This is a genomic window from Paraburkholderia kururiensis JCM 10599 = LMG 19447, assembly GCF_003986935.1.
In the GTDB taxonomy this organism is placed as follows: domain Bacteria; phylum Pseudomonadota; class Gammaproteobacteria; order Burkholderiales; family Burkholderiaceae; genus Paraburkholderia; species Paraburkholderia kururiensis.
In genome coordinates, this window is sequence record NZ_RJZE01000027.1 from 59,123 (window position 1) to 81,288 (window position 22,166).

At 66.8% G+C, this 22,166-nt stretch carries 20 protein-coding genes; 16 read left to right on the forward strand and 4 right to left on the reverse strand.

Annotation, left to right across the window (positions count from 1 at the left end):
• Positions 1-18: 18 nt before the first annotated feature.
• The 8 genes from PKKP23_RS27430 (at position 19) to bioB (ending at position 9,457) form a co-directional block, all read left to right on the forward strand.
• Positions 19-696 (forward strand): SDR family oxidoreductase, encoded by a 678-nt coding sequence (locus PKKP23_RS27430; protein WP_126879218.1) that lies wholly within the window; start codon positions 19-21, stop codon positions 694-696.
• 51 nt (positions 697-747) lie between these two features.
• The gene (locus PKKP23_RS27435) at positions 748-1,878 is read left to right on the forward strand and encodes an acyl-CoA dehydrogenase family protein (protein WP_126879219.1); all 1,131 of its coding nucleotides are present in this window, start codon (positions 748-750) and stop codon (positions 1,876-1,878) included.
• 31 nt (positions 1,879-1,909) lie between these two features.
• Positions 1,910-2,362, forward strand: coding sequence for a YchJ family protein (locus PKKP23_RS27440; protein ID WP_126879220.1), 453 nt, complete (start codon positions 1,910-1,912; stop codon positions 2,360-2,362).
• A gap of 583 nt (positions 2,363-2,945) precedes the next feature.
• A complete protein-coding gene (locus PKKP23_RS27445) occupies positions 2,946-4,331 on the forward strand; it encodes a dienelactone hydrolase family protein (protein WP_126879221.1) in 1,386 nt (461 codons plus the stop codon).
• 711 nt (positions 4,332-5,042) lie between these two features.
• Positions 5,043-6,389, forward strand: coding sequence for an adenosylmethionine--8-amino-7-oxononanoate transaminase (bioA, locus tag PKKP23_RS27450; protein ID WP_126879222.1), 1,347 nt, complete (start codon positions 5,043-5,045; stop codon positions 6,387-6,389).
• Positions 6,389-7,579 (forward strand): 8-amino-7-oxononanoate synthase, encoded by a 1,191-nt coding sequence (gene bioF / locus PKKP23_RS27455; protein ID WP_126879223.1) that lies wholly within the window; start codon positions 6,389-6,391, stop codon positions 7,577-7,579. Before bioA ends, bioF begins: the two co-directional genes overlap by 1 nt.
• A 17-nt stretch (positions 7,580-7,596) precedes the next feature.
• A complete protein-coding gene (gene bioD, locus PKKP23_RS27460) occupies positions 7,597-8,343 on the forward strand; it encodes a dethiobiotin synthase (RefSeq protein ID WP_126879254.1) in 747 nt (248 codons plus the stop codon).
• A gap of 40 nt (positions 8,344-8,383) precedes the next feature.
• Positions 8,384-9,457 (forward strand): biotin synthase BioB, encoded by a 1,074-nt coding sequence (gene bioB / locus PKKP23_RS27465; protein WP_240659160.1) that lies wholly within the window; start codon positions 8,384-8,386, stop codon positions 9,455-9,457.
• Between the two features lie 39 nt (positions 9,458-9,496).
• Here the strand turns inward: bioB and PKKP23_RS27470 are convergent, their stop codons facing one another.
• Complete coding sequence (locus PKKP23_RS27470; RefSeq protein ID WP_017772526.1) at positions 9,497-10,135, reverse strand: RBBP9/YdeN family alpha/beta hydrolase; 639 nt, start codon at positions 10,133-10,135, stop codon at positions 9,497-9,499.
• A 244-nt stretch (positions 10,136-10,379) separates the two neighbouring features.
• Between PKKP23_RS27470 and PKKP23_RS27475 the strand changes: the two genes are divergently transcribed.
• Genes PKKP23_RS27475 through PKKP23_RS27500 form a run of 6 tightly spaced genes read left to right on the forward strand, consistent with a single transcriptional unit; the run spans position 10,380 to position 14,576 of the window.
• A complete protein-coding gene (locus PKKP23_RS27475; protein WP_126879224.1) occupies positions 10,380-11,345 on the forward strand; it encodes a 2-hydroxyacid dehydrogenase in 966 nt (321 codons plus the stop codon).
• Positions 11,346-11,398: 53 nt separating this feature from the next.
• Positions 11,399-12,325, forward strand: a complete 927-nt coding sequence (locus tag PKKP23_RS27480; RefSeq protein ID WP_126879225.1) for a hydroxymethylglutaryl-CoA lyase — start codon at positions 11,399-11,401, stop codon at positions 12,323-12,325.
• A gap of 53 nt (positions 12,326-12,378) precedes the next feature.
• Positions 12,379-12,921 carry a YbaK/EbsC family protein gene (locus PKKP23_RS27485; RefSeq protein WP_126879256.1) on the forward strand — a complete coding sequence of 181 codons (543 nt, stop codon included), beginning with the start codon at positions 12,379-12,381 and terminating at the stop codon, positions 12,919-12,921.
• Complete coding sequence (locus PKKP23_RS27490; RefSeq protein ID WP_126879226.1) at positions 12,921-13,148, forward strand: DUF1289 domain-containing protein; 228 nt, start codon at positions 12,921-12,923, stop codon at positions 13,146-13,148. Before PKKP23_RS27485 ends, PKKP23_RS27490 begins: the two co-directional genes overlap by 1 nt.
• Positions 13,145-13,609, forward strand: a complete 465-nt coding sequence (locus tag PKKP23_RS27495; RefSeq protein WP_126879227.1) for a MaoC family dehydratase — start codon at positions 13,145-13,147, stop codon at positions 13,607-13,609. The genes PKKP23_RS27490 and PKKP23_RS27495 overlap by 4 nt, the downstream gene beginning before the upstream one ends.
• Before the next feature lie 40 nt (positions 13,610-13,649).
• Positions 13,650-14,576 carry an MBL fold metallo-hydrolase gene (locus PKKP23_RS27500; protein WP_126879257.1) on the forward strand — a complete coding sequence of 309 codons (927 nt, stop codon included), beginning with the start codon at positions 13,650-13,652 and terminating at the stop codon, positions 14,574-14,576.
• Between the two features lie 248 nt (positions 14,577-14,824).
• On the opposite strand, the gene PKKP23_RS27505 is transcribed toward PKKP23_RS27500, so the two are convergent.
• A complete protein-coding gene (locus PKKP23_RS27505; protein ID WP_126879228.1) occupies positions 14,825-15,766 on the reverse strand; it encodes a DMT family transporter in 942 nt (313 codons plus the stop codon).
• Between the two features lie 120 nt (positions 15,767-15,886).
• Here PKKP23_RS27505 and PKKP23_RS27510 point away from each other — a divergent pair, with 120 nt between their 5' ends.
• Positions 15,887-16,369 carry an Lrp/AsnC family transcriptional regulator gene (locus PKKP23_RS27510; RefSeq protein ID WP_126879229.1) on the forward strand — a complete coding sequence of 161 codons (483 nt, stop codon included), beginning with the start codon at positions 15,887-15,889 and terminating at the stop codon, positions 16,367-16,369.
• A 79-nt stretch (positions 16,370-16,448) separates the two neighbouring features.
• Here the strand turns inward: PKKP23_RS27510 and PKKP23_RS27515 are convergent, their stop codons facing one another.
• Positions 16,449-17,345, reverse strand: a complete 897-nt coding sequence (locus PKKP23_RS27515; protein WP_017772517.1) for an alpha/beta fold hydrolase — start codon at positions 17,343-17,345, stop codon at positions 16,449-16,451.
• Between the two features lie 282 nt (positions 17,346-17,627).
• On the opposite strand from PKKP23_RS27515, the gene PKKP23_RS27520 reads away from it, so the two are divergent.
• Positions 17,628-18,587: an NAD(P)H-dependent flavin oxidoreductase gene (locus tag PKKP23_RS27520; RefSeq protein ID WP_017772516.1), complete on the forward strand. Its 960-nt coding sequence runs from the start codon at positions 17,628-17,630 to the stop codon at positions 18,585-18,587.
• 88 nt (positions 18,588-18,675) lie between these two features.
• Here the strand turns inward: PKKP23_RS27520 and icmF are convergent, their stop codons facing one another.
• Positions 18,676-22,089 (reverse strand): fused isobutyryl-CoA mutase/GTPase IcmF, encoded by a 3,414-nt coding sequence (icmF, locus tag PKKP23_RS27525; protein ID WP_126879230.1) that lies wholly within the window; start codon positions 22,087-22,089, stop codon positions 18,676-18,678.
• Between the last annotated feature and the right edge of the window lie 77 nt (positions 22,090-22,166).

The following is a 22,166-nucleotide window of genomic DNA, read 5'->3' on the forward strand; positions in this document are numbered from 1 at the left end:
AGACACGGAGGTGACAGCATGAGGACAGCGCTCGTGGTTGGCGCATCGCGCGGCATTGGCCGCGAGTTAGTGCGGCAGTACCGCAAGTCTGGCTGGCGCGTGCTGGCCACGGCGCGCGACGAAGCGTCCCTCGCCGAACTCGGCGCGATGGGCGCGCAGACCTTCCCGCTCGACATCACCGAGCCCGAGCAGATCGCGGCGCTCGGCTGGAAGCTCGACGGCGAACGGCTCGACGTCGCGTTGATCGTCTCCGGCGTGTACGGGCCGCGCACCGAAGGCGTCGAGACCTTCACGGCGGAAGACTTCGACTACGTGATGGCCACCAACGTCCGCGGCCCAATGCAGTTAATGCCGATTCTGCTGCCGCTCGTCGAAGAGGCGCACGGCGTGCTCGCGGTGCTCTCGAGCCGCATGGGCAGCATTGCGGGCGCAGGCGGCACGACGGGCTGGCTCTATCGCGCGAGCAAGGCGGCCGTGAACGACGCCCTCAAGGTGGCGTCGCTGCAGACCCGCCGCGCAACGTGCGTGGCGCTGCATCCGGGCTGGGTGCGCACGGACATGGGCGGCACCGAAGCCGCCATCGACGTGCAGCACAGCGTGAACGGCCTGCGCGAAGTGCTGGCCGAAGCCGCCGTGGAGCGCGACGTCTTCAACGGACGCTTCTTCCAGTACGACGGCACGGAACTGGACTGGTAGCGCGCACAGGACCCATCGCAAAAACTTCACCAAAAACGGAGACACCCCGACATGCTGCTCGACGAGGATCATCTGATGGTCCGCGACGCGGTGCGCGCCTTCGTGCGCGAGGAAGTGGCGCCACACGCGGCCGCGTGGGACCGCGAGCGCGTCTTTCCCGCGCAGGTGCATCGCCAGCTGGCCCAACTGGGCGCCTACGGCGTGATGGTGCCGCCCGCCTACGGCGGCGCCGGCCTCGACGCATTGGCGCTCGCCGTCATGCTCGAGGAAATCGCGGCCGGCGACGGCGGCACGTCCACGGCCATTTCGGTCAACAACTGCCCCGTATGCAGCATCCTGCTCGCCTACGGCAACGACGACCAGAAGCGCGACTGGCTCACGCCGCTCGCGCGCGGCGACATGCTGGGCGCGTTCTGCCTGACCGAGCCGCAGGCGGGCTCGGACGCCTCCGCGCTGCGCACCACCGCCACGCGCGACGGCGACAGCTACGTGGTGAACGGCGTGAAGCAGTTCATCACGAGCGGCAAGAACGGCCAGGTTGCGATCGTGATGGCGGTCACCGACAAATCCGCCGGCAAGCGCGGCATCAGCGCGTTCATCGTGCCCACCGACACGCCCGGCTACGTCGTAGCGCGGCTTGAAGACAAGCTGGGCCAGCATTCGTCGGACACGGCGCAGATCGTTTTCGACGACTGCCGCGTACCGGCGGTGAATTTGATCGGCGCCGAAGGCGAGGGCTATCGCATCGCGCTTTCGGGGCTGGAAGGCGGACGCATCGGCATCGCGGCGCAGAGTGTGGGCATGGCCCGCGCGGCGTTCGAGGCGGCGCTCGCTTACGCGAAGGAGCGCGAGAGCTTCGGCGAGCCGCTTTTCGCGCACCAGGCCGTGCAGTTCCGGCTCTCGGACATGGCCACGCAGCTCGAAGCGGCCCGGCAGCTCGTCTGGCACGCCGCGGCGTTGAAGGACGCCGGCCAGCCGTGTCTCACGGAAGCGGCGATGGCGAAGCTGTTCGCCTCCGAAGCCGCGGAGCGCATCTGCTCGGCGGCCTTGCAGATTCACGGCGGCTACGGCTACCTCAGCGATTTTCCGGTGGAGCGCATCTACCGCGACGTGCGCGTGTGCCAGATTTACGAGGGCACGAGCGACATCCAGAAGATCCTGATCGCACGCGGGCTTGCCTGACTCGCGATTCCCTCCTGCCACGCCTCATCCGATGACTTCAGCACCCCACGCCAGCGCCCGTCCGACGGACTGCCCCTGCGGCGGCGCCGCGCCCGACCAGAAAAGCGGCGCCCGGCCGCCGCGTTACGCGGACTGCTGCGGCCGCTTCATCGACGGCGCCACCGTGGCGCCCCGCGCGCTGGAACTCATGCGCTCGCGGTACACGGCGTACGTGCTGGGCGAGTCGGCGTATCTGCGCGACACATGGGCGCAAGAGACCTGCCCCGCCGCCCTCGACGTCGACCCGAACGCGCCGGACGCCCCGCGCTGGCTGGGCCTTGCCATCAAGCGCCATACGCCCATCGACGAAACCCATGCCGAGGTCGAATTCGTCGCCCGCTACAAAGTGAGCGGCCGCGCCCACCGGCTGCACGAGACGAGCCGCTTCCTGCGCGGCGCCGATGGACGGTGGCGGTATGTGGACGGAGACGTACGGGAGGGGTGAGGTGGACGGCTGATTGAAACAGCCCTGTCGCACTTTGCATACGGCGCTTATTACCGCCCCTCACGCATTTTTTCCCGAGTCTCTTACCGATTTCGAGCGCCCGGCCAGTAAAACACGGCCCGGCGCGGTTCTGCGCCGCAGCCCCATTTTCCGCAAGCCTTGTCGCCACGCGTGCGCGGGTTACCCCCGAATTGCACAAAGGTAATTTGTCGTGCGAGGATCATTTCCAGGTTCCGCGGGGTTGTGGGGTCGGTTCAAGCGTCTCCCAACTATCGGATTTCATTCGTAAAGCTGACGTTTTGGTTCTGTTGGCTTGCCCCGGTCGGCGCTCCAGCGAGCGCGTCGGCGGCCGGTGGCGAATGAAGGTCTGGGCGTGTGCCTGTTGAGCGGCATTTCGGCGTGGTTTCGGGAAGATCCATGAAGAAATGCCCGGCCGTTTTTCTCCCCTTGGCGGGTTCGGCTGCCGTGTGTGCGAAAGCGCACATGCGCGGGAATCTCGCTGTGTCCGCAAAACGGACGGTGGGCGGCCTCAAGGGCTTAAAAGCAGAGCTTAAAAGCGGGTTCGGGTAGCTGAATGCAGCGGATGGATTTCAAAAAGATTCTCGCCGGATGGGCAGCGGTCTGCGCCGTGGGCACGGTATCGAACGTGCACGCGGGCACGTTTGACGCGCCCGTCTCTGTCGCGAACTCCGCCAACTCCGCTGCCACCCTCGCGCCCGGCCCGCTCGCCAGCGCCCGCGTGCCCAGCCTCAGTTTCGACTACGGCAGCGAGCCGCGCGTCGGCGCGCGCCTCAACGAGCAGATCATCCGCATTCCGGCCGACGCAACGGGCAGCGTGACGCTCGAAACCACGATCTATCGTCCCGACGGTCTCGGCCCGTTCCCGATGATCGTCTTCAACCACGGCAAGATTCCCGGCGACCCGCGCGGCCAGGCTCGCAGCGAGCCGATGTCGCTCGCGCGCGAATTCGTGCGCCGCGGCTACGTGGTGGTAGCGCCGAATCGTCGCGGCTTTGCGGGCTCGGGCGGCACCTACGAGCAGGACGGCTGCGACGTGGAACGCAATGGCCTCGGCCAGGCTGCGGACGTGGCCGCGACCATCGACTACATGACGAAGCAGCCGTACGTGGACGCCCAGCACATCGTCGTGGCGGGCACCTCGCACGGCGGGCTCGCCACCATCGCCTACGGCACCGAAGCGAAAGCCGGCGTGCGCGGCCTCATCAACTTCTCGGGCGGCCTGCGTCAGGACGCCTGCACCGGCTGGCAGGACAACCTCACGCACGCGTTCGGCGCGTACGGCGCGAAGACCCAGGTGCCTTCGCTGTGGCTCTACGGCGACAACGATTCGGTGTGGCCCGCCACGCTCGTCACGCGCATGTACAGCGCGTACACGCAGGCGCAGACGGGCGGCGCGACCAGGCCGGACGTCGAAGCCCGGCTCATCGATTTCGGCTCTTACAAGAACGACGCCCATCGCCTCGTAGGCGACCGCGACGGCGTGCATGTCTGGTGGCCGGCCGTCGATACGTTCCTGCGGCGCATCGGCATGCCCACGGCGGTGGAATATCGCGTGTCCGATCCGGCGCAGCCCAAGCCGACTGACTTCGCGGCCCTCGACGCCGTGAACGCCGTGCCGTTCCTCGACGAAACAGGCCGCGCGGGGTATCGCAACTTCCTCAAGCAGTATCCGAGCCGCGCGTTTGCGGTCTCCGAGAACGGCGCCTGGTCGTGGGCCGAAGGCGGCGACAACCCGATGGCCGTGGCCATCGCGAACTGCCAGAAGGAAGGCGCGGGCGCGTGCCGCCTCTACGCGGTCAACGACTCGGTGGTGTGGAAGGACGACGGCCATGCCACGGCGCAAGCGTCCGCGGACACCGAGGATGCCGGCCAGCGTGACGATCGCAGCGTCACGGCGCGCGATACCGCGGTCACCGCGGGCGAAACGCCGGCCATCGCGAGCCGCTGATCCTTCGGCGGGCCTTTCTCTCGCGGGCCTTCTCTCGCGGGCCTTCTCTCACGGTTCTCTCTCACGGCGGCGCCGGCCGTCGGCTCGCACGAGCCTTCTTCGCTGATTGCGTTGCGTCTCTCGTGCCGTACAGCGCGATCTGCGCTTGCTGCGTTCCCAGCGCCCTGCCGCTTCCGACCTCCACTCGCCTCCCTTCCCCACGCGCTTCCGGTCGTTGCGGCTCGTCGCCCGCGTAGCGCGCTCCGCGCGTCGCATTTCGCGAAAAGCCCTGGACGGTCCCACCGAAAACCCGCATTTCGTCCACGCTCCACACGATTTTTTGCACAAGGGGTAGCTCACTTTGCCGTCGTCATCTACGGCGATTTCGAGCCTTCTGTCCCGAACCGTTCCGTGCTGCCCCGAACTGCCTCGAACGCCCGCCCAGCAAGGCTTCCGGGCCTATTTTCGCGGTAGTGCATTGCGGCTCGTTACGCGCTAATCTCGACGCCGCTGCCGTCCTGGCGAGCCGCATGGCGACGCTGCGAAACGTGCCTTCGATGCACTTCGCGCCAACCCATGCGCGCCGCACCGCACATGGCCGGCAGCCTTCGCGCGACGCGAACGCACAAGCGCCACGCGATCCGATCCGAAGTCCCGAAACATTCGCATGACGACGCAGCGTGCCGCGCTTCGCGCACCGTCCGCTGCGTCCATGCGCCGGAGTAGCGAGTCTTGAACAACCTGGCAACCGAAGACTGGGTGGCCCGCAGCCTGCGCGCCGTGTGGCACCCGTGTACGCAGATGAAGCATCACGAGCGGCTGCCGCTCGTCGCCGTCTCGCACGCGAAGGGCGCGTGGCTCTACGACCGCGACGGCCACCGCTATCTCGACGCCATCAGCTCCTGGTGGGTCAACCTGTTCGGCCACGCGAACCCGCGCATCAACGCGGCCCTGAAGGCGCAGCTCGATACGCTCGAACACGTCATGCTCGCGGGCTGCACGCACGAGCCCGCCGTGGAGCTGGCCGAGCGCCTCGCCGCGCTCACGCACCACACGCTGGGCCACGCGTTCTTCGCGTCGGACGGCGCATCCGCTGTCGAGATCGCGTTGAAGATGAGCTTCCATGCCTGGCGCAATCGCGGCTTCAGCAACAAGCGCGAGTTCGTCTGCGTGGCGAACGGCTATCACGGCGAGACCATCGGCGCGCTCGGCGTGACGGACGTGTCGCTCTTCAAGGACGCCTACGATCCGCTCATTCGCCACGCGCACGTCGTGGCGTCACCGGACGCGCGGCTCGCACGCGAAGGCGAAAGCGCCGCCGACGTCGCGCGCCGCGCCCTTGCAGACGTGCGCGCACTGTTCGAAGCGAAGAGCGCACAGATCGCGGCGTTGATCGTCGAACCACTCGTGCAGTGCGCGGCCGGCATGGCGATGCACGACGTCTCGTATCTCGCCGGCCTGCGCGCGCTGTGCGACCAGTACGGCGTTCACCTGATCGCCGACGAAATCGCCGTTGGATGCGGACGCACCGGCACCTTCTTCGCCTGCGAGCAGGCGGGCATCTGGCCGGACTTTCTGTGTCTTTCGAAGGGCATCAGCGGCGGGTATCTGCCGCTCTCGCTCGTGCTGTCGCGCGACGACATCTACGCCGCGTTCTACGACGACGACACGGCGCGCGGCTTCCTGCACTCGCATTCGTACACGGGCAATCCGCTCGCGTGCCGCGCGGCGCTCGCCACGCTGGATCTCTTCGCAAGCGACGACGTGCTCGCCACGAACGCGCGCAAGTCAGCGCATCTGCGCGAGGCGCTTGCGCCGCTGGCCGCGCATGCGCGCGTGCGCCACTTCCGTCAGTGCGGCACGCTCTTCGCGTTCGATGCCGTCATCGATGACGCGCAGCACGCGAAGACCTTCTCGCGCCGCTTCTTCCAGCACGCGTTGCAGCGCGAACTGCTGCTGCGCCCCATCGGCACGACGGTGTACCTGATGCCGCCCTACGTGCTCGACGCAAACGAACAGGCGCTGCTCGCCGAACGCACGCTCGATACTTTCGACGCCACGCTGAAGGAGGCGCACTGATGCAGTTGCTCGACTCGCTCGAACAGGCTCTCGCCGACCTCGCCGCACGCGGCCTCACGCGCCGCCGCCGCACCATCGACTCGCCGTGCGCCGCGCACATGATCGTGGACGGCCGCGACATGATCGGCTTCGCGAGCAACGATTACCTCGGGCTCGCAGCGCATCCGCAACTCGTGGCCGCCATTGCCGAAGGCGCGCAGCGCTACGGCGCGGGCAGCGGCGGCTCGCATCTGCTGGGCGGCCATTCGCGCGCGCATGCGCAACTCGAAGACGACCTGGCGGCATTCGCGGGCCGCTTCGTCGACGCACCACGCGCGCTCTACTTCAGCACCGGCTACATGGCGAACCTCGCCGTGCTCACCGCGCTCGCGGGCCGCGGCACGACGCTCTTTTCGGACGCACTGAATCACGCGTCGCTCATCGACGGCGCCCGGCTCTCTCGTGCCGACGTGCAAATCTATCCGCACGCCGACGTCGAAGCGCTGAGCGCGATGCTCGACGCTTCGGATGCCCAAACGAAGCTCATCGTCACCGACTCGGTGTTCAGCATGGACGGCGACGTAGCGCCGCTCGCGCCGCTGCTCGCGCTGGCTGAGCGTCACGGCGCATGGCTCGTCGTGGACGACGCCCACGGCTTCGGCGTGCTCGGCCCGCAAGGACGCGGCGCCGTCGCGCAGGCCGCGTTGCGCTCGCCGCATCTGGTTTGCGTCGGCACCCTTGGCAAGGCGGCCGGCGTGTCCGGCGCGTTCGTCGCCGCGCACACAACGGTGATCGAATGGCTCGTGCAACGCGCGCGGCCCTACATCTTCACGACGGCGTCCGCGCCTGCCGTGGCGTACGCGGTGTCGGCGAGCCTCAAGATCATCGCGGGCGACGAAGGCGACGAACGGCGCGCGCATCTGCACGCACTGATCGAACGCACGCGTGCGCTGCTCAAAGAAACCTGCTGGCTGCCTGTGGATTCGCACACCGCCGTTCAGCCGCTCATCATCGGCGCGAACGACGCCACGCTCGACATGGCCGCGGCCCTCGACCGCGAAGGGCTCTGGGTGCCCGCCATCCGGCCGCCCACCGTGCCGGCCGGCACGTCGCGTTTGCGCATCTCGCTTTCGGCAGGCCATTCGCATGGCGACCTGGACCGGCTCGAGGCCGCGCTGCTTCGCCTCAGCAAGGCGGAGGCCGCATCATGAACACGACGCCTTCGAACATCACGCAACCGCGCTCGCTTTTTGTAACCGGCACGGATACGGAAATCGGCAAGACGCTGGTTTCTGCCGCTTTGCTGCGCGGCTTCTCGCGCGCGGGTCTGCGCGCCGCGGCGATGAAGCCCATCGCGGCCGGCGCATTCGAGCGTGACGGCGTCTGGCACAACGAAGACGCCGATCAACTCGACGCCGCCGCGAGTGTGCTTTTGCCGCCCGACATTCGCACGCCGTATCTGCTGAAAGAGCCGGCCGCGCCGCACATCGCGGCCGCGCTCGAACATGTGACGCTGGACCCGGCGCGCATCGTGGCCTGCCATGCCGACGCCATGCAGCGCGCCGACGTCGTGGTGGTGGAAGGCGTGGGCGGTTTTCGCGTGCCGCTCACGGACACCTGCGACACCGCCGACCTCGCCCGCATGCTCGGCTTGCCCGTGCTGCTCGTGGTGGGCATGCGGCTGGGCTGCATCAGTCACGCGCTGCTCACTGCGGAAGCCATCGCCGCCCGCGGGTTGCGTCTCGCGGGCTGGGTGGCCAATCGCGTCGACCCCGCCATGACGTTCGCCGACGAAAACATCGCCGCGCTGCGCGAACGGCTGGGCCGCGAGCACGACGCGCCGCTCGTCGGCGTGGTGCCGCATCTCGCGAGTCCGTCCGCCGATGCCGCGGCGGATTGCCTCGACACGGCATCGCTGCTGCAAACGCTGCACGCGCTCGACATATCGCGTCGCTCGCCGCTCAACACGCAATAGAACACGCTCAAGACAACCCTGGACACGAAGGACTCACGACATGCCCTCCACTTCCATCGAAACCTCAAACGTGCAAACAGCGGCCACCGTGCAGGCCACCACGACGAACGCCACCAGCGCGCGCTGGAAAGTCGCCGACGTGGTCGCGCTCTACGATCTGCCGTTCAACGACCTGCTGTTCCGCGCGCAGCAAGTGCATCGCGAGCACTTCGACGCGAATGCCGTGCAACTCTCCACGCTGCTCTCCATCAAGACGGGCGGCTGCGAGGAGGACTGCGCGTACTGCCCGCAGTCGGCGCACTACGAAACGGGCGTCAAGGCCGAGAAGTTGATGGAAGTGGATGCCGTGCTGGCCGCCGCGCGCGTGGCGAAGGAAAACGGCGCCACGCGTTTTTGCATGGGCGCCGCGTGGCGCAGTCCGAAAGACCGGCATCTGGAGCCGATCAAAGACATGATTCGCGGCGTGAAGGCGATGGGGCTTGAAACGTGCGTGACGCTCGGCATGCTCGAAGCGCATCAGGCGCAGTCGCTGCGCGATGCGGGGCTCGACTACTACAACCACAACCTCGACACCTCGCCGGAGTTCTACGGACAAATCATCTCCACACGTACCTACGAAGACCGGCTCGCCACGCTTGAACGCGTGCGCGACGCGGGCATCAACGTGTGCTGCGGCGGCATCGTGGGCATGGGCGAATCGCGGCGTGAACGCGCGGGGCTCATCGCGCAGCTCGCGAACATGGACCCGTATCCGGAATCGGTGCCCATCAACAATCTCGTGCAGGTGGACGGCACGCCGCTCACGGGCACGGAAGCACTGGACCCGTTCGAATTCGTGCGCACCATTGCCGTGGCGCGCATCACGATGCCGCGCGCGATGGTGCGCCTCTCGGCGGGCCGCGAGCAGATGGACGACGCGTTGCAAGCGCTGTGCTTCCTCGCGGGCGCGAACTCGATTTTCTACGGTGATCAGTTGCTCACCACCGGCAACCCGCAGGCCGAAGCGGACCGCAAGCTGCTCGCGCGGCTCGGCATTCGTGCGCAGACAGCGAACGCGCTGCCCGCGGACGAGTACAAGCACGCGCATGAGCACGAAGGTTGCCGCCACGGCTGATCGAACGCATACGTTGATGCTTTGAGGACAGCGGCGCCGCTACACGAACGCGTGCGCATCCTCCGTCACCGGGTCTTCACCCGCGCTTTCAGCCGTGTTTTCACCCGCCCCTTCGCGAAACCGGCGCGGGGCCGCGCAGTGAATCAGCGTATCGACGAAGTGCTTTGCACGCGGCCACGGCCCGAAGCCCGCGGCCGTGTTGATGTGCCCCGCGTCGCCCAGGTTCACGAATGCGCTGCCCAGGTGTTGCGCAAGCGCGAGGGCACCGGCGGCGGGCATCCACGGGTCCGTCTCGCTGCCGATCAGGATGGACGGCACCGGCAGCCGCCGCGGCTCGAAGGCGCCCGCAAAACGAAATTTCTCCGGACTCGCGGGCGCGACGAGCAGCACGCCCGCCACATCCGCGGCGCAACTGCCCTGCAGCAACGCGTGAGCGGTCGCGAGGCAGCCGAAGCTGTGCGCGGCCAGCACGAACGGCCCGCGCTCACGTGCCAGCAGCGCGCGTAGCGCCTCGCCCCACGCTGCGAGATTGGGCGCATCCCAGTCCGCCTGCTCCACGCGCAACGCGCGCGGAAATTGGCGTTCGAGCCAGGTCTGCCAGTGCGCGCCCTCGCTGCCATGAAGGCCCGGCACCGTCACGAGTCGCGGCGGCCACACCGATTTGCTGCACGAAAGCATGATTTTTCCTCGCTTCCGGAATCTGTGAACGGATTGTGGCCTGCACCGTCGCCGCGCCGAACCAATTTTTTTTGCTTTGTTTTTTCCATCGCGCCGCTTCGGCGTGAACGTCTTGCTGCGCGTGGGCGCAACGTCGGTCGAAAAAGTAGAATGGACGCTTCCGCATGGCCGCCGCCGCTTACATGCAGGCGTTCTGCCCGCCCGCTCCTGCCTTCCTGAGCCTTCTAAAGCCCACGCGCATTCGATGAAGATCCTGTTCTATCAGCCGCACTCGAACCACGACACCTCGGACAACGACGCCTGGCTGCGCGGTCTGCAACAGGCGCTGCCGCAAGCGGAGTTGCGCGAGTGGCAGCCCGGCGACCAGGCGAGCGCCGACTATGCCGTGGTGTGGCGTCCGCCGCGCGAGCTTTTCGCGGGGCGCCACGACTTGCGCGCCATCTTCAACCTGGGCGCGGGCGTGGACGCGATACTCGGGCTCGAACGCGAATTCCCCGGCACGCTGCCGCGCGAGGCGCTGCTCGTGCGGCTGGAAGACACGGGCATGGGCCAGCAGATGGTCGAGTACATCGCGCATGCCGTGCTGCGCTACCTGCGCCGCTTCGACGAGTACGAACAGCTTCAGCAGGCGCGCCGCTGGAAGGTGCTGGAACCGCATCCGCGCGCCACGTTCACGGTGGGCGTGATGGGACTCGGCGTGCTGGGCACCCAGGTGGCGCAGGCGCTGGCCGCGCTCGGCCTGCCGGTGCGCGGCTTCAGCCGCAACGCGAAACGGATCGAGGGTATTGCGTGCTCGTCGGGCGAAATGCATGGCGCGGCGTTCGACGCGTTTCTCGATGGCGTGAAGGTACTCGTGAATCTGCTGCCGCACACGCCGGACACCGCCGACGTCATGAACGCGCGCACGTTTTCGAAGCTCGCGCGCGGCGCGTATCTCGTGAACGTGGCGCGCGGCGGACATCTGGTTGAACACGATCTGATCGATGCGCTCGCGCACGGCCAGATCGCGGCGGCCACGCTCGACGTATTTCGCGAAGAGCCGTTGCCCGCCGATCATCCGTTCTGGCGCGAGCCGCGCATCACCATCACGCCGCACAGCGCGGCGCAGACGCTGCGCGACGAAAGCATCGAACAGGTGGCGCACAAGATCGCGTCGCTCGCGCGCGGGGAGCCGATCAGCGGCATCGTGGAGCGCGAGCGCGGCTATTGAGGCCGGCCGCCAGAGACACCACACCGGCAGCAGAACAACCGCAGGAGACACACATGGCATTGCCAGCAGCAGTGAAGATCGTTGAGGTGGGGCCGCGCGACGGCTTGCAGAACGAGAAGGACTTCGTGCCCACCGCGATCAAGATCGAACTCATCAACCGGCTTTCGGCGGCGGGCTTTCCGAACATCGAGGCCGCGTCGTTCGTCTCGCCGAAATGGGTGCCGCAGATGGCCGACGGCGCGGAAGTGATGGCCGGCATCGAGCGCCGCGCGGGCGCGATCTATTCGGTACTCACGCCGAACATGCGCGGCTTCGAAGGCGCACAGGTCGCGAACGCCGACGAGATCGTCATCTTCGGCGCCGCGAGCGAAGCGTTCTCGCAGAAGAACATCAACTGCAGCATTGCCGAGAGCATCGAGCGCTTCGCGCCGGTTGCGCACGCCGCCAAGGCGCACGGCATGCGGCTGCGCGGCAGCGTGTCGTGCGCGCTCGGTTGCCCGTATCAGGGCGAGGTGCCGGTGGCCTCCGTGGTGGACGTAGTGGAGCGCTTCGCGGCATTGGGCTGCGACGAGATCGATATCGCGGACACCATCGGCGTCGGCACGCCGAAGCGCACGCGCGAGGTCTATGACGCCGTGACGAAGGTGTTTGCGCGCGAACGTCTGTCGGGCCACTTTCACGATACGTATGGCCAGGCGCTCGCCAACATCTACGCGGCGCTGCTGGAAGGCATCGAGATCTTTCACGCGTCCGTGGCGGGTCTGGGCGGCTGCCCGTACGCGAAGGGCGCCACGGGGAATGTCGCGACCGAAGACGTGCTGTACCTCATGAACGGCCTCGGCATTCGCACCGGCATCGACCTCGATCAGGTGGTGGCCGCGGGCGATTTCATCTCGACGGCCATTGGCCGCGCGAACGTTTCGCGCGCCGGCAAGGCGCTGCTCGCGAAAGCGCGCGACGCTGCGGCCCGTTGCGTGTAACCGCGAAGCTCGCCCGAAGACCGCTGTACATGAACACGAACGGAAACACCGACATGACGGAAAACATCGCACCCGATACCCAAGAGAACCAGGGCACCCAAAACAACCTCGACGCCCTGCCCGACTCCGCGCGGCGCGTCGCGCTGCTGCTGCGCGAGCGCGGTCACGCGAAGCCCGTGGTCATGCTGCCCGAGACCGGCAAGACCTCGGCGGAAGCGGCGGCGGGACTCGGCTGCTCGGTCGCGCAGATCGCGAAGTCGATCCTGTTTCGCCGCGTGGAAGACGACGCGCCGGTGCTCGTCATCGCGAGCGGTGCGAATCGCGTGGACGAAAAGAAGGTGGCGGCGCACGTGGGCGCCGTGGGTCGTGCGGACGCGAAGTTCGTACGCGAGAAAACGGGCTACGCGATTGGCGGCGTCTGTCCGATCGGGCACGCCGTGCCGCCCGTCACGCTGATCGACGCGGACCTGCTCGAACTCGCAAGCCTGTGGGCCGCCGCGGGGCATCCGCACGCGGTGTTCAACCTCTCGCCCGACGAACTGATCGCGTTGACCGGCGCGCCCGTCGTGGACGTCGCGCTGCGCGACGCAGTCTGATGAGCGCGTCGCAAGACCACACGCTGCCGCTGCGTGCGCAGGACCGCACGCCCGTGCCGTCGCCGTGCATCAACGTCTGCAAGATGAGCGCGGCCACCGGATGGTGCGAAGGGTGCCTGCGCACCATCGACGAAATCGCCGGCTGGTCGTCGCTCGACGATGCCGCGAAACGCGCCGTGTGGGACGCCATCGAGCGGCGCCACGCGCAACTCGTCGGCTCGCCATGAACGCGCCGCCGCGTGTCGTGACCATTGGCGAAACGTGCATGTGCACGCTCGCGCTCAGCGCGGAGTCGATCAAGTCGTTCGCCACGCTCGTGGACGACCGCAACCCGTTGCATCACGACGACGCGTACGCCGCGCAAAGCCGCTTCGGCGGGCTCATCGCATCGGGCACGCAGCCCACGGCGCACTTCATGGCGCTGCTCGCGACGCACTTCTCGCAGTACGCACAGCCGCTCGGCCTCGAGTTCGACGTCAAGCTCAAGCGCGCCGCGCATGCAGGCGACACGCTCGTCATGACGTGGCGCGTGCGCGACGCCTGGTGGAAGCCCAGCCTCAACGGCGACCTCGTGCAACTGGAAGGCAGCGTCGCGAACCAGCGCGGCGAAACGGTCGTCGTGGGCAAGGCGACGATTCTCGTGATGCCGAAGCTCGCAGCCTCGGCTTCTACCGCCACCGCTGCGTGAGGCGCTCTTGAACACCATCACGCCGCGCCTGCCCGCTTCCATGCGCGTCTTCGAACGCGGCTGGCTCTCGTCCAACAATGTGCTGTTCGTGGACGACGCGCGCACCGCCATCGTCGATACGGGTTACGCGACGCATGCGGCACAGACCGTCGAACTCGTGCGGCACGCGCTGGGTGCGCGTCCGCTCGATCTCATCGTGAACACGCATCTGCATTCGGACCATTGCGGCGGCAACGCGCGGCTGCAAGCCGAATGGACCTGCGACACGCTGATTCCCACCGCCGAAGCCGAAGCAGTCAGTGCCTGGGACGAACACCGTCTGACCTTCCGCGGCACCGCGCAGACCTGCGAGCGCTTCGCTTTCACGGGCACCCTCGCGCCCGGTACAGCGCTCGTGCTGGGCGGCCTGCGGTGGGAGGTGCTCGGCGCGCCGGGTCACGATCCGCATTCGGTCATGCTTTACTGCGCGAGCGAACGCGTACTGATCAGCGCAGACGCGCTATGGGAGAACGGCTTCGGCGTGATTTTTCCGGCGCTGGGTGGTGAAACCCATGAGCACGGCGAAAGCGACGAAGGCTTTGCCGAGCAGCAGGCCGTGCTCGAAGCCATTGCGAAGCTGGACGTTGCCGTGGTGGTGCCGGGACACGGCGCGCCGTTCGCGAACGTGCACGAGGCGCTGGACCGCGCGTTTTCGCGTCTGGCGTGGCTGCGGGCCGATCCCACGCGCAACGCAAAAAACGCACTGAAAGTGCTGACCGTGTTCAAGCTGCTCGAACTGCGGGAAACGACGTTTGCGGCACTGCTCGAGATGCTCGACGACGCGCAGATCATCGCCGCAGCGGCCGCCATGCTCGCACCGCGCAACGCGTGGCCCGTGCTCATGCGCAACGTGCTCGAAGATCTCGCGAAAAGCGGTGCGCTGGTGGTGGAGGGCGAACGCATCACGGCACCGCACGCGTCGGTATGAAGCCTCAACGCGCGCAATCAGGCAGGCCGGAAGGGGGGAGTGAAGCGAGAAAAAGCGGGAACGGTGAGAGCGGCCATCGAAACCATCTAGCCGCCGCATCAAAAAGAAAGCCGCTCGCAAGCCCTAAAGTGAACACTTTCAGCGGACAGCGAACGGCGCAATTTTCGACGTGATCAGCGTCCCACGCATCATACCGGCGCCCCTTGGGCCCCGCATCGGTGATTTCCCTACAGAATTTTGACGCAGGCTTAACGGCGGCCTACAGACGCATTGCAGGCAGCAGACTCCGCTTCACGCCGACGCCCGCGCCGCTGCGGCACCACGCGCCAGCCCAGATTCACACCCGCCGCCGCGAGCAGAATCAGCACCGCGCCTACCAGTTGAATCCATGCGAGGCGCTGCCCGAACGCCACGCGGTCCACCACGATGGCGACCACGGGATAGATGAACGACAACGCACCCGTCATCGCCGTGGGCAGCTTCTGGATGGCGCCGTAGAGCAGCACGTACATCACGCCGGTGTTCACCACACCGAGCGTGACGAGCTGCGCCCAATGCACTGCCGTCACCGGCATCGCGTCGAAGCGCGCGAGCGGCGCCAGCGCCACCGCGCCGAACGCGAGTTGCACGAGTGCGATGAGATGCGGCGGCGTGCCCTTCAAGTGCTTCGTGATGATCGACGACACCGCGTAGAGGAACGCTGCGCCCACCGCGAGCGCAACGCCTTGCAGGTATTGCCCCGGCACGGCGAGCACAGCGGGTTCCACCTTCACGACGAAGACGAGACCCACGAACGCCACCAGCAGCCACACTACTGTGGACGTGGTAATGCGTTCACGAAACACGACCGCGCCGAGCGCCACGAGCATGAACGGCTGCGTGTTGTAGACGGCCGTGGCCATCGAGATCGACGCACGCGAATACGCGGCGAACAGCAGCACCCAGTTGAGCACGATGGCGATGGCGCCAAGCATCGCGAGCCCGACGACGCGCCATGACAGCAGCGAGCGTTTCAACAGCCCCAGCGCGGCGCAAATCAATGCGAGTGTGGCGCTGCCGAACACGCAGCGTAGAAACACGACGTTGAGCGCGGATTGCTGCGACGACACCACGAGCCAGCCGATCGATCCCGACATCAGCATCGCAACGGTCATCTCGGCGGCGCCGCGGCGGATTTCGCTTGAAGCCATGCCAGTCACTCTCCTTTGTCGACAACACGAAGTTGCGATTCAGTGTAGAGATTCGGGCTCGCGATAGATATGCTGAAATTGAGGCTTGAATGCCCGTTCGCCTATGAATCGAAGGCCATCATGAATAAACGCCTTGCATCGCCTGCCGCACGTCCGGCGCCCGTCACGCTGGACGAAACGGATCGCACACTCATCGCCGCCCTCGCCGAGGACGCGCGTCAGCCCGTGAGCGAACTCGCGCGCCGCATCGGACTTTCGGCGCCGAGCACCACCGAACGTCTGCGGCGGCTCGAAGCGCAGGGCGTGATCGAAGGCTTCACGGTGAGCCTCAATCCGCGCGCGCTGGGCTACACCTTGCAGGCCATCGTGCGCGTGAAGCCGCTGCCGGGGCAGCTGCACCTGGTGGAAGAAGTGATCCGGCGGATTCCCGAGTTCGTGGAATGCGACAAGGTCACCGGCGACGACTGCTTCATCGCGCGGCTCTATTTGCACTCCATCGATCAGCTCGACGAGATTCTCGCGAAGGTGACCGAGCGCGCCGAAACGAGCACGGCCATCGTGAAGTCCACACCCGTGGCAAGGCGGCTGCCGCCGTTGCCGTGATTCAGCAACGCGCGTGACGTAGGTGAGCGCCAGGGCCTGTTCACGCTAATGCCAGGCCCCCGGCCCCCCCAAGGACGCGTCAGCGGTCCAGCGCCTCGAAGAAGGAAAGCATCTCGTCGACCAGCGGCTCCGCCGCCTCTTCTGGAATGTAGTGACCGCATGGCAGCGCGCGGCCGCTCACGTCGCGGGCCACCTTGCGCCATTCTTCGAGTGGATCGAAGCAGCGGCCCACCACGCCCTTCTCGCCCCACAGCACGCGCAGCGGACACGCCACCTTGTTGCCGCGTTCGATGTCGGCGCGATCGTGTTCCAGGTCGATGGTCGCGGAGGCGCGGTAGTCCTCGCACATCGCATGCACGGCGCCGGGCTGGCGCAGCGCGCTGCGGTACGCGTCCAGCGCCTGCGGCGCGAACGGCGCGAGACCCGCATGGCGGCCACCCATCACGCGCTCCACGTAGACATCGGGATTCGCGCCGATGAGCGTCTCCGGCAACGGCTCGGGCTGGATCAGGAAGAACCAGTGGAAGTAGAGCGTGGCGAAGGTGCGGTCGGTGGCCTCGTACATGGCGAGCGTGGGCGCGATGTCGAGCAGCATCAGCCGCTCCACGGCGCCGGGATGATCGAGCGCCATGCGGTGCGCCACCCGTGCGCCGCGGTCGTGGGCGCAGACGAGAAAACGCTCGAAGCCGAAGTGACGCATCACCTCGACCTGGTCGGCGGCCATCGCGCGTTTCGAGTACGGCGTGTGCCGCTCATCGCTCGCGGGCTTGGCCGACGCGCCATAGCCGCGCAGATCGGTGGCAATCACCGTGAAGTGCCGCGCCAGCGCAGCTACGCACCGATGCCAGATCATGTGCGTTTGCGGATGGCCGTGAAGCAGCAGCAAGGGCGGACCTGCCCCGCCCTTCACCCCGAAAATATCGACACCGCTTGTCGCAGTCGTCACGTGAAAGGGTGTGAACGCCTCGAAGGACATAGTCGTCTCTTGTCGTTGTTGGTCTGGTTCGCGAATTGTAGAACGCGGATGGGTACCTTCGAGGTGGGATGGCGCACGCAATCCGTAGAACCCGAACACTCCTTCCAGTACGAGGCCCGTCGTGCAAGGCAGATGCATCGCCTATAATCGAACGATCGTTCTCTAAAACGACCCACATGATGGGACGCGCGGTGCACCCTGCACCGCTCTGCTTCACCGCTACACTCATATCGCCGAGCCGCTTGCCACTCTCACGCGGCCGTCACTCAGGAGACTCTCGCCATGGCCTTGCCCGCCGTCCTGCAAAACCTTGCGCTGCCTGTCGTCGCTTCGCCGATGTTCATCGTCAGCTATCCCGAACTCGTGCTCGCGCAATGCAAGGCTGGCATCGTCGGTTCGTTTCCCGCGCTCAATGCGCGGCCCGCGGAATTGCTCGACGAATGGCTCACGCAGATCCAGCAGCAGCTCGCAGCGCACAAGGCCGCGCACCCCGACGCCGTGATCGGTCCCGTTGCCGTGAACCAGATCGTGCATCAGTCGAATGTGCGGCTCGAGCAGGACATTCGCGTGTGCGTGGAGCACAAGGTGCCCATCTTCATTACGAGCCTGCGGGCGCCGGCCAAGGAAATCGTGGACGCCGTGCACAGCTACGGCGGCATCGTGCTGCACGACGTGATCAACATGCGGCACGCGAGCAAAGCGCTCGAAGCCGGCGTGGACGGTCTCATTCTGGTTGCCGCGGGTGCCGGCGGGCATGCGGGCACGATGTCGCCGTTCGCGCTCGTAGGTGAAGTGCGCCGCGTGTTCGACGGGCCCATCGTGCTTTCGGGCGCCATCGCGAACGGCGGGTCGATTCTCGCGGCGCAGGCGATGGGTGCGGACCTCGCCTACATGGGCACGCGCTTCATCGCGACGCAGGAAGCGCACGCCGTGGACGACTACAAGCGCGCCATCATCAAGGCGAATGCTGCGGACATCATCTACACGAACCTCTTCACGGGCGTGCACGGCAACTACATCCGCGAAAGCATCGTGAACGCCGGGCTCGATCCCGACGCGCTGCCCGAGTCGGACAAGTCGCGCATGAACTTCGGCAGCGACAAGGCGAAGGCGTGGAAAGACATCTGGGGCGCAGGCCAGGGCGTGGGCCTGATGGACGACGTTCCCACGGTGGCCGAACTCGTCGCACGACTCAAGAAGGAATACGACGAGACGAAGGCGCGGCTGGGCATTGCGCGCTGAGGTTACGTTGACACTGACACTGGCGCTAACGCTGCCTGTCAGCGTCGCCCGCTCATAACCGGGCGCGTTCGCACAGTCGTTCGCGTCCTCACATATTCCGCCGATACTGCCCGCCCACCTCGAATAGCGCGTGCGTGATCTGCCCGAGCGAGCAGACGCGCACCGCGTCCATCAGTACCTCGAATACGTTCGCGTCGTCCATGACAGCCTGCTTGAGGCGCGCCAGCGCGGGCGGTGCGTCGTCGCGATGACGTGCCTGAAAATCGCGCAGGCGCGCAAGCTGGCTGCGCTTCTCGTCTTCCGTCGAGCGCGCGAGTGTGAGCGTGGCCGGCGCCTCGTGCGCATGCGGATTCACGAACGTGTTCACGCCCACAATCGGATACGACCCGTCGTGCTTGCGATGCTCGTAAAGCAACGACTCGTCCTGAATGCGTCCGCGCTGATAACCGGTCTCCATGGCGCCCAGCACGCCGCCGCGCTCGGTGAGGCGGTCGAACTCCGCGAGCACCGCGGCCTCCACGAGGTCCGTCAGTTCCTCGATCACGAAGCTGCCCTGGTTCGGGTTCTGGCTCTTCGCGAGCCCCCATTCGCGATTGATGATGAGCTGGATGGCGAGCGCGCGCCGCACAGACTCTTCCGTGGGCGTGGTGATGGCTTCGTCGAACGCGTTCGTGTGCAGCGAGTTGCAGTTGTCGTAGATCGCGATGAGCGCCTGCAGCGTGGTGCGAATGTCGTTGAAGTCGATTTCCTGCGCGTGCAGGCTGCGCCCCGAGGTCTGCACGTGATACTTGAGCTTCTGGCTGCGCTCGTTGGCACCGTAACGCTCGCGCATCGCGAGCGCCCAGATGCGGCGTGCCACGCGGCCGAGCACGGTGTACTCGGGGTCCATGCCGTTCGAGAAGAAGAACGAGAGATTCGGCGCGAAGGCATCGATGTGCATGCCGCGCGCCAGATACGCCTCCACGTAGGTGAAGCCGTTTGCCAGCGTGTAGGCGAGTTGCGAGATGGGGTTCGCGCCGGCCTCGGCGATGTGATACCCGGAGATCGAGACCGAATAGAAGTTGCGCACGCCTTGATCGACGAACCAGGCCTGGATGTCGCCCATCACCTTGAGGCTGAATTCCGTCGAGAAGATGCAGGTGTTCTGCCCCTGGTCTTCCTTGAGGATGTCGGCTTGCACGGTGCCGCGCACGTTGTGCAACGCGTGCCGCCGTGCTGCGTCGATTTCCTCGGCCGTCGGTTCGCGGCCTTCGGTTGCTGTGCGCGCACGCAGCCGTTCGATCTGCTGGTCGATGGCCACGTTGAAAAACATGGCGAGAATGGCGGGCGCGGGTCCGTTGATGGTCATCGAAACCGATGTGTCCGGGGCGCACAGGTCGAAGCCGTCGTAGAGCGCCTGCATGTCGTCGAGCGTCGCCACCGAGACGCCCGAGTTGCCGATCTTGCCGTAGATGTCGGGCCGCTCGTCGGGCTCTTCGCCATAGAGCGTGACGGAGTCGAACGCGGTGGACAGACGCTTCGCGGGCATGCCCTCGGCGAGCAGCTTGAAGCGGCGGTTCGTGCGCATCGGGTCGCCCTCGCCCGCGAACATGCGCGTGGGGTCTTCGTTTTCGCGCTTGAACGCAAACACGCCGCCCGTGAATGGAAAATGGCCGGGCAGGTTTTCGAGCATCAACCAACGCAGCGTCTCGCCAGGGTCCCCGAATTTCGGCAGCGAAATCTTGCGCATCGTCGTGCCGGAGAGCGTCGTGACGGTGAGCGCCGTGCGGATCTCGCGGTCGCGTACTTTCACGACGTGTTCCTCGCCCGAGTACGCCGCCACGGTTTGCGGCCACGCGTCGAGCAGCGCCTTTTCGCGCTCGCCGAGTTGTGCTTCGCGTTCGGCGATAAGCGCATCGATTCGTTCGCCTGGCGTGGCGGTCGCATTTGCATCCGCCGCGTTCGTGACGTTGGCCTCGTCGCTTACGCTCGACGCCAACATGCGGCGCGTCTCCGTCAGCTGCCAGCGTTCACGCGCCAGTTGCGACTGCGCGACGACGCGCAGCCGATACACGCGCACCGTCTCGGCAATTTCGCTCAGATACCGCACGCGCGCGGGCGGCACGATGGCGTGCAGGCCGCTCGAATGACGCTGGCCGTCGAGCGCCGGCAGCGTGCCGCCGCCCTCGCGCAGTCCGTGTTCACGCAGTGCGCGCGCGATGTGCTGATAGAGCGCCGTCACGCCGTCGTCGTTGAAACGCGACGCCACTGTGCCGAACACGGGCATCGCATCGGGCGCCGCCGTGAAGCCGCGGTTGCGCTGCACCTGCTTGGCGACGTCGCGCAGCGCGTCGGCCGCGCCGCGGCGGTCGAACTTGTTGATGGCGACCACGTCGGCGAAGTCGAGCATGTCGATCTTTTCAAGCTGGCTCGCCGCGCCGAATTCGGGCGTCATGACGTAGAGCGACTGATCGGCGAGCGGCACGATGGCCGCGTCGCCCTGGCCAATGCCGGAGGTCTCCACGACGACCAGATCGAAGCCCGCGGCCTTGCAGGCAGCGATGGCGTCGGGCAGCGCATCCGAAATTTCGCTCGACGCTTCGCGCGTGGCGAGCGAGCGCATGAACACGCGCGCACCGTGCCCCCAGTTGCCGATCGCGTTCATGCGGATGCGGTCGCCCAGCAGCGCGCCGCCGGACTTGCGGCGCGACGGGTCCACGGCGAGCAAGGCAATGGCGAGCGCGTCATCGAAGTCGAGGCGGAAGCGCCGCACGATTTCGTCCGTGAGCGACGATTTGCCCGCGCCACCCGTGCCCGTCACGCCGAGCACGGGCACGCGCCGCGCGGCCGCGCGCGCAGCCAGTTCGGCACGCAGCGGCACGCCGGCCTGGCCGGTTTCGAGCGCGGAAATGAGCACGGCGAGTTGACGGAAAACCGGCGTGGGGTCGGCCGGTAAAGCGAGGGTGTCGGCCCGTAGGCTCTGCGCGTCGCCGTGCGGGCTCGCGGCATCGTCGCGTGAGTCCGCAGCAGGATCATCGCGCGACATCGCGGCCTCACTGCAGCGCGCAATCATGTCGTCGATCATGCCTTGCAGGCCCAGCCGCTGGCCGTCCTGCGGCGAGTAGATGCGCGCCACGCCGTAGCGCTCCAGCGCCGCGATTTCCTCGGGCACGATCACGCCGCCCCCGCCGCCGAACACCTTGATGCGTTCGCCGCCGCGTTCACGCAGCAGGTCGACGAGATAGCGAAAGTATTCGACGTGCCCGCCCTGGTAGCTCGACACGGCCACGGCGTCGGCGTCTTCTTCGAGCGCGGCGGTAGCGACTTCGTCCACCGAACGGTTATGGCCGAGGTGAATGACCTCGACGCCGCTCGCCTGAAGGATGCGGCGCATGATGTTGATGGACGCGTCGTGGCCGTCGAACAGCGCGGCGGCCGTCACGAAGCGCAAACGGCGAACCGGAAGCGGCGAGCGCAGCGGCTTGTGGCCGCCGGCGCGCTGCGGCGTGGAAAGGTCGGTCATGTCTCCCCCGGGTCGTTCTACGGGTTCGGGTTGTCTGCCCAGTATAGACAAACGACATGGTCAGCCTTGGCGTTGCG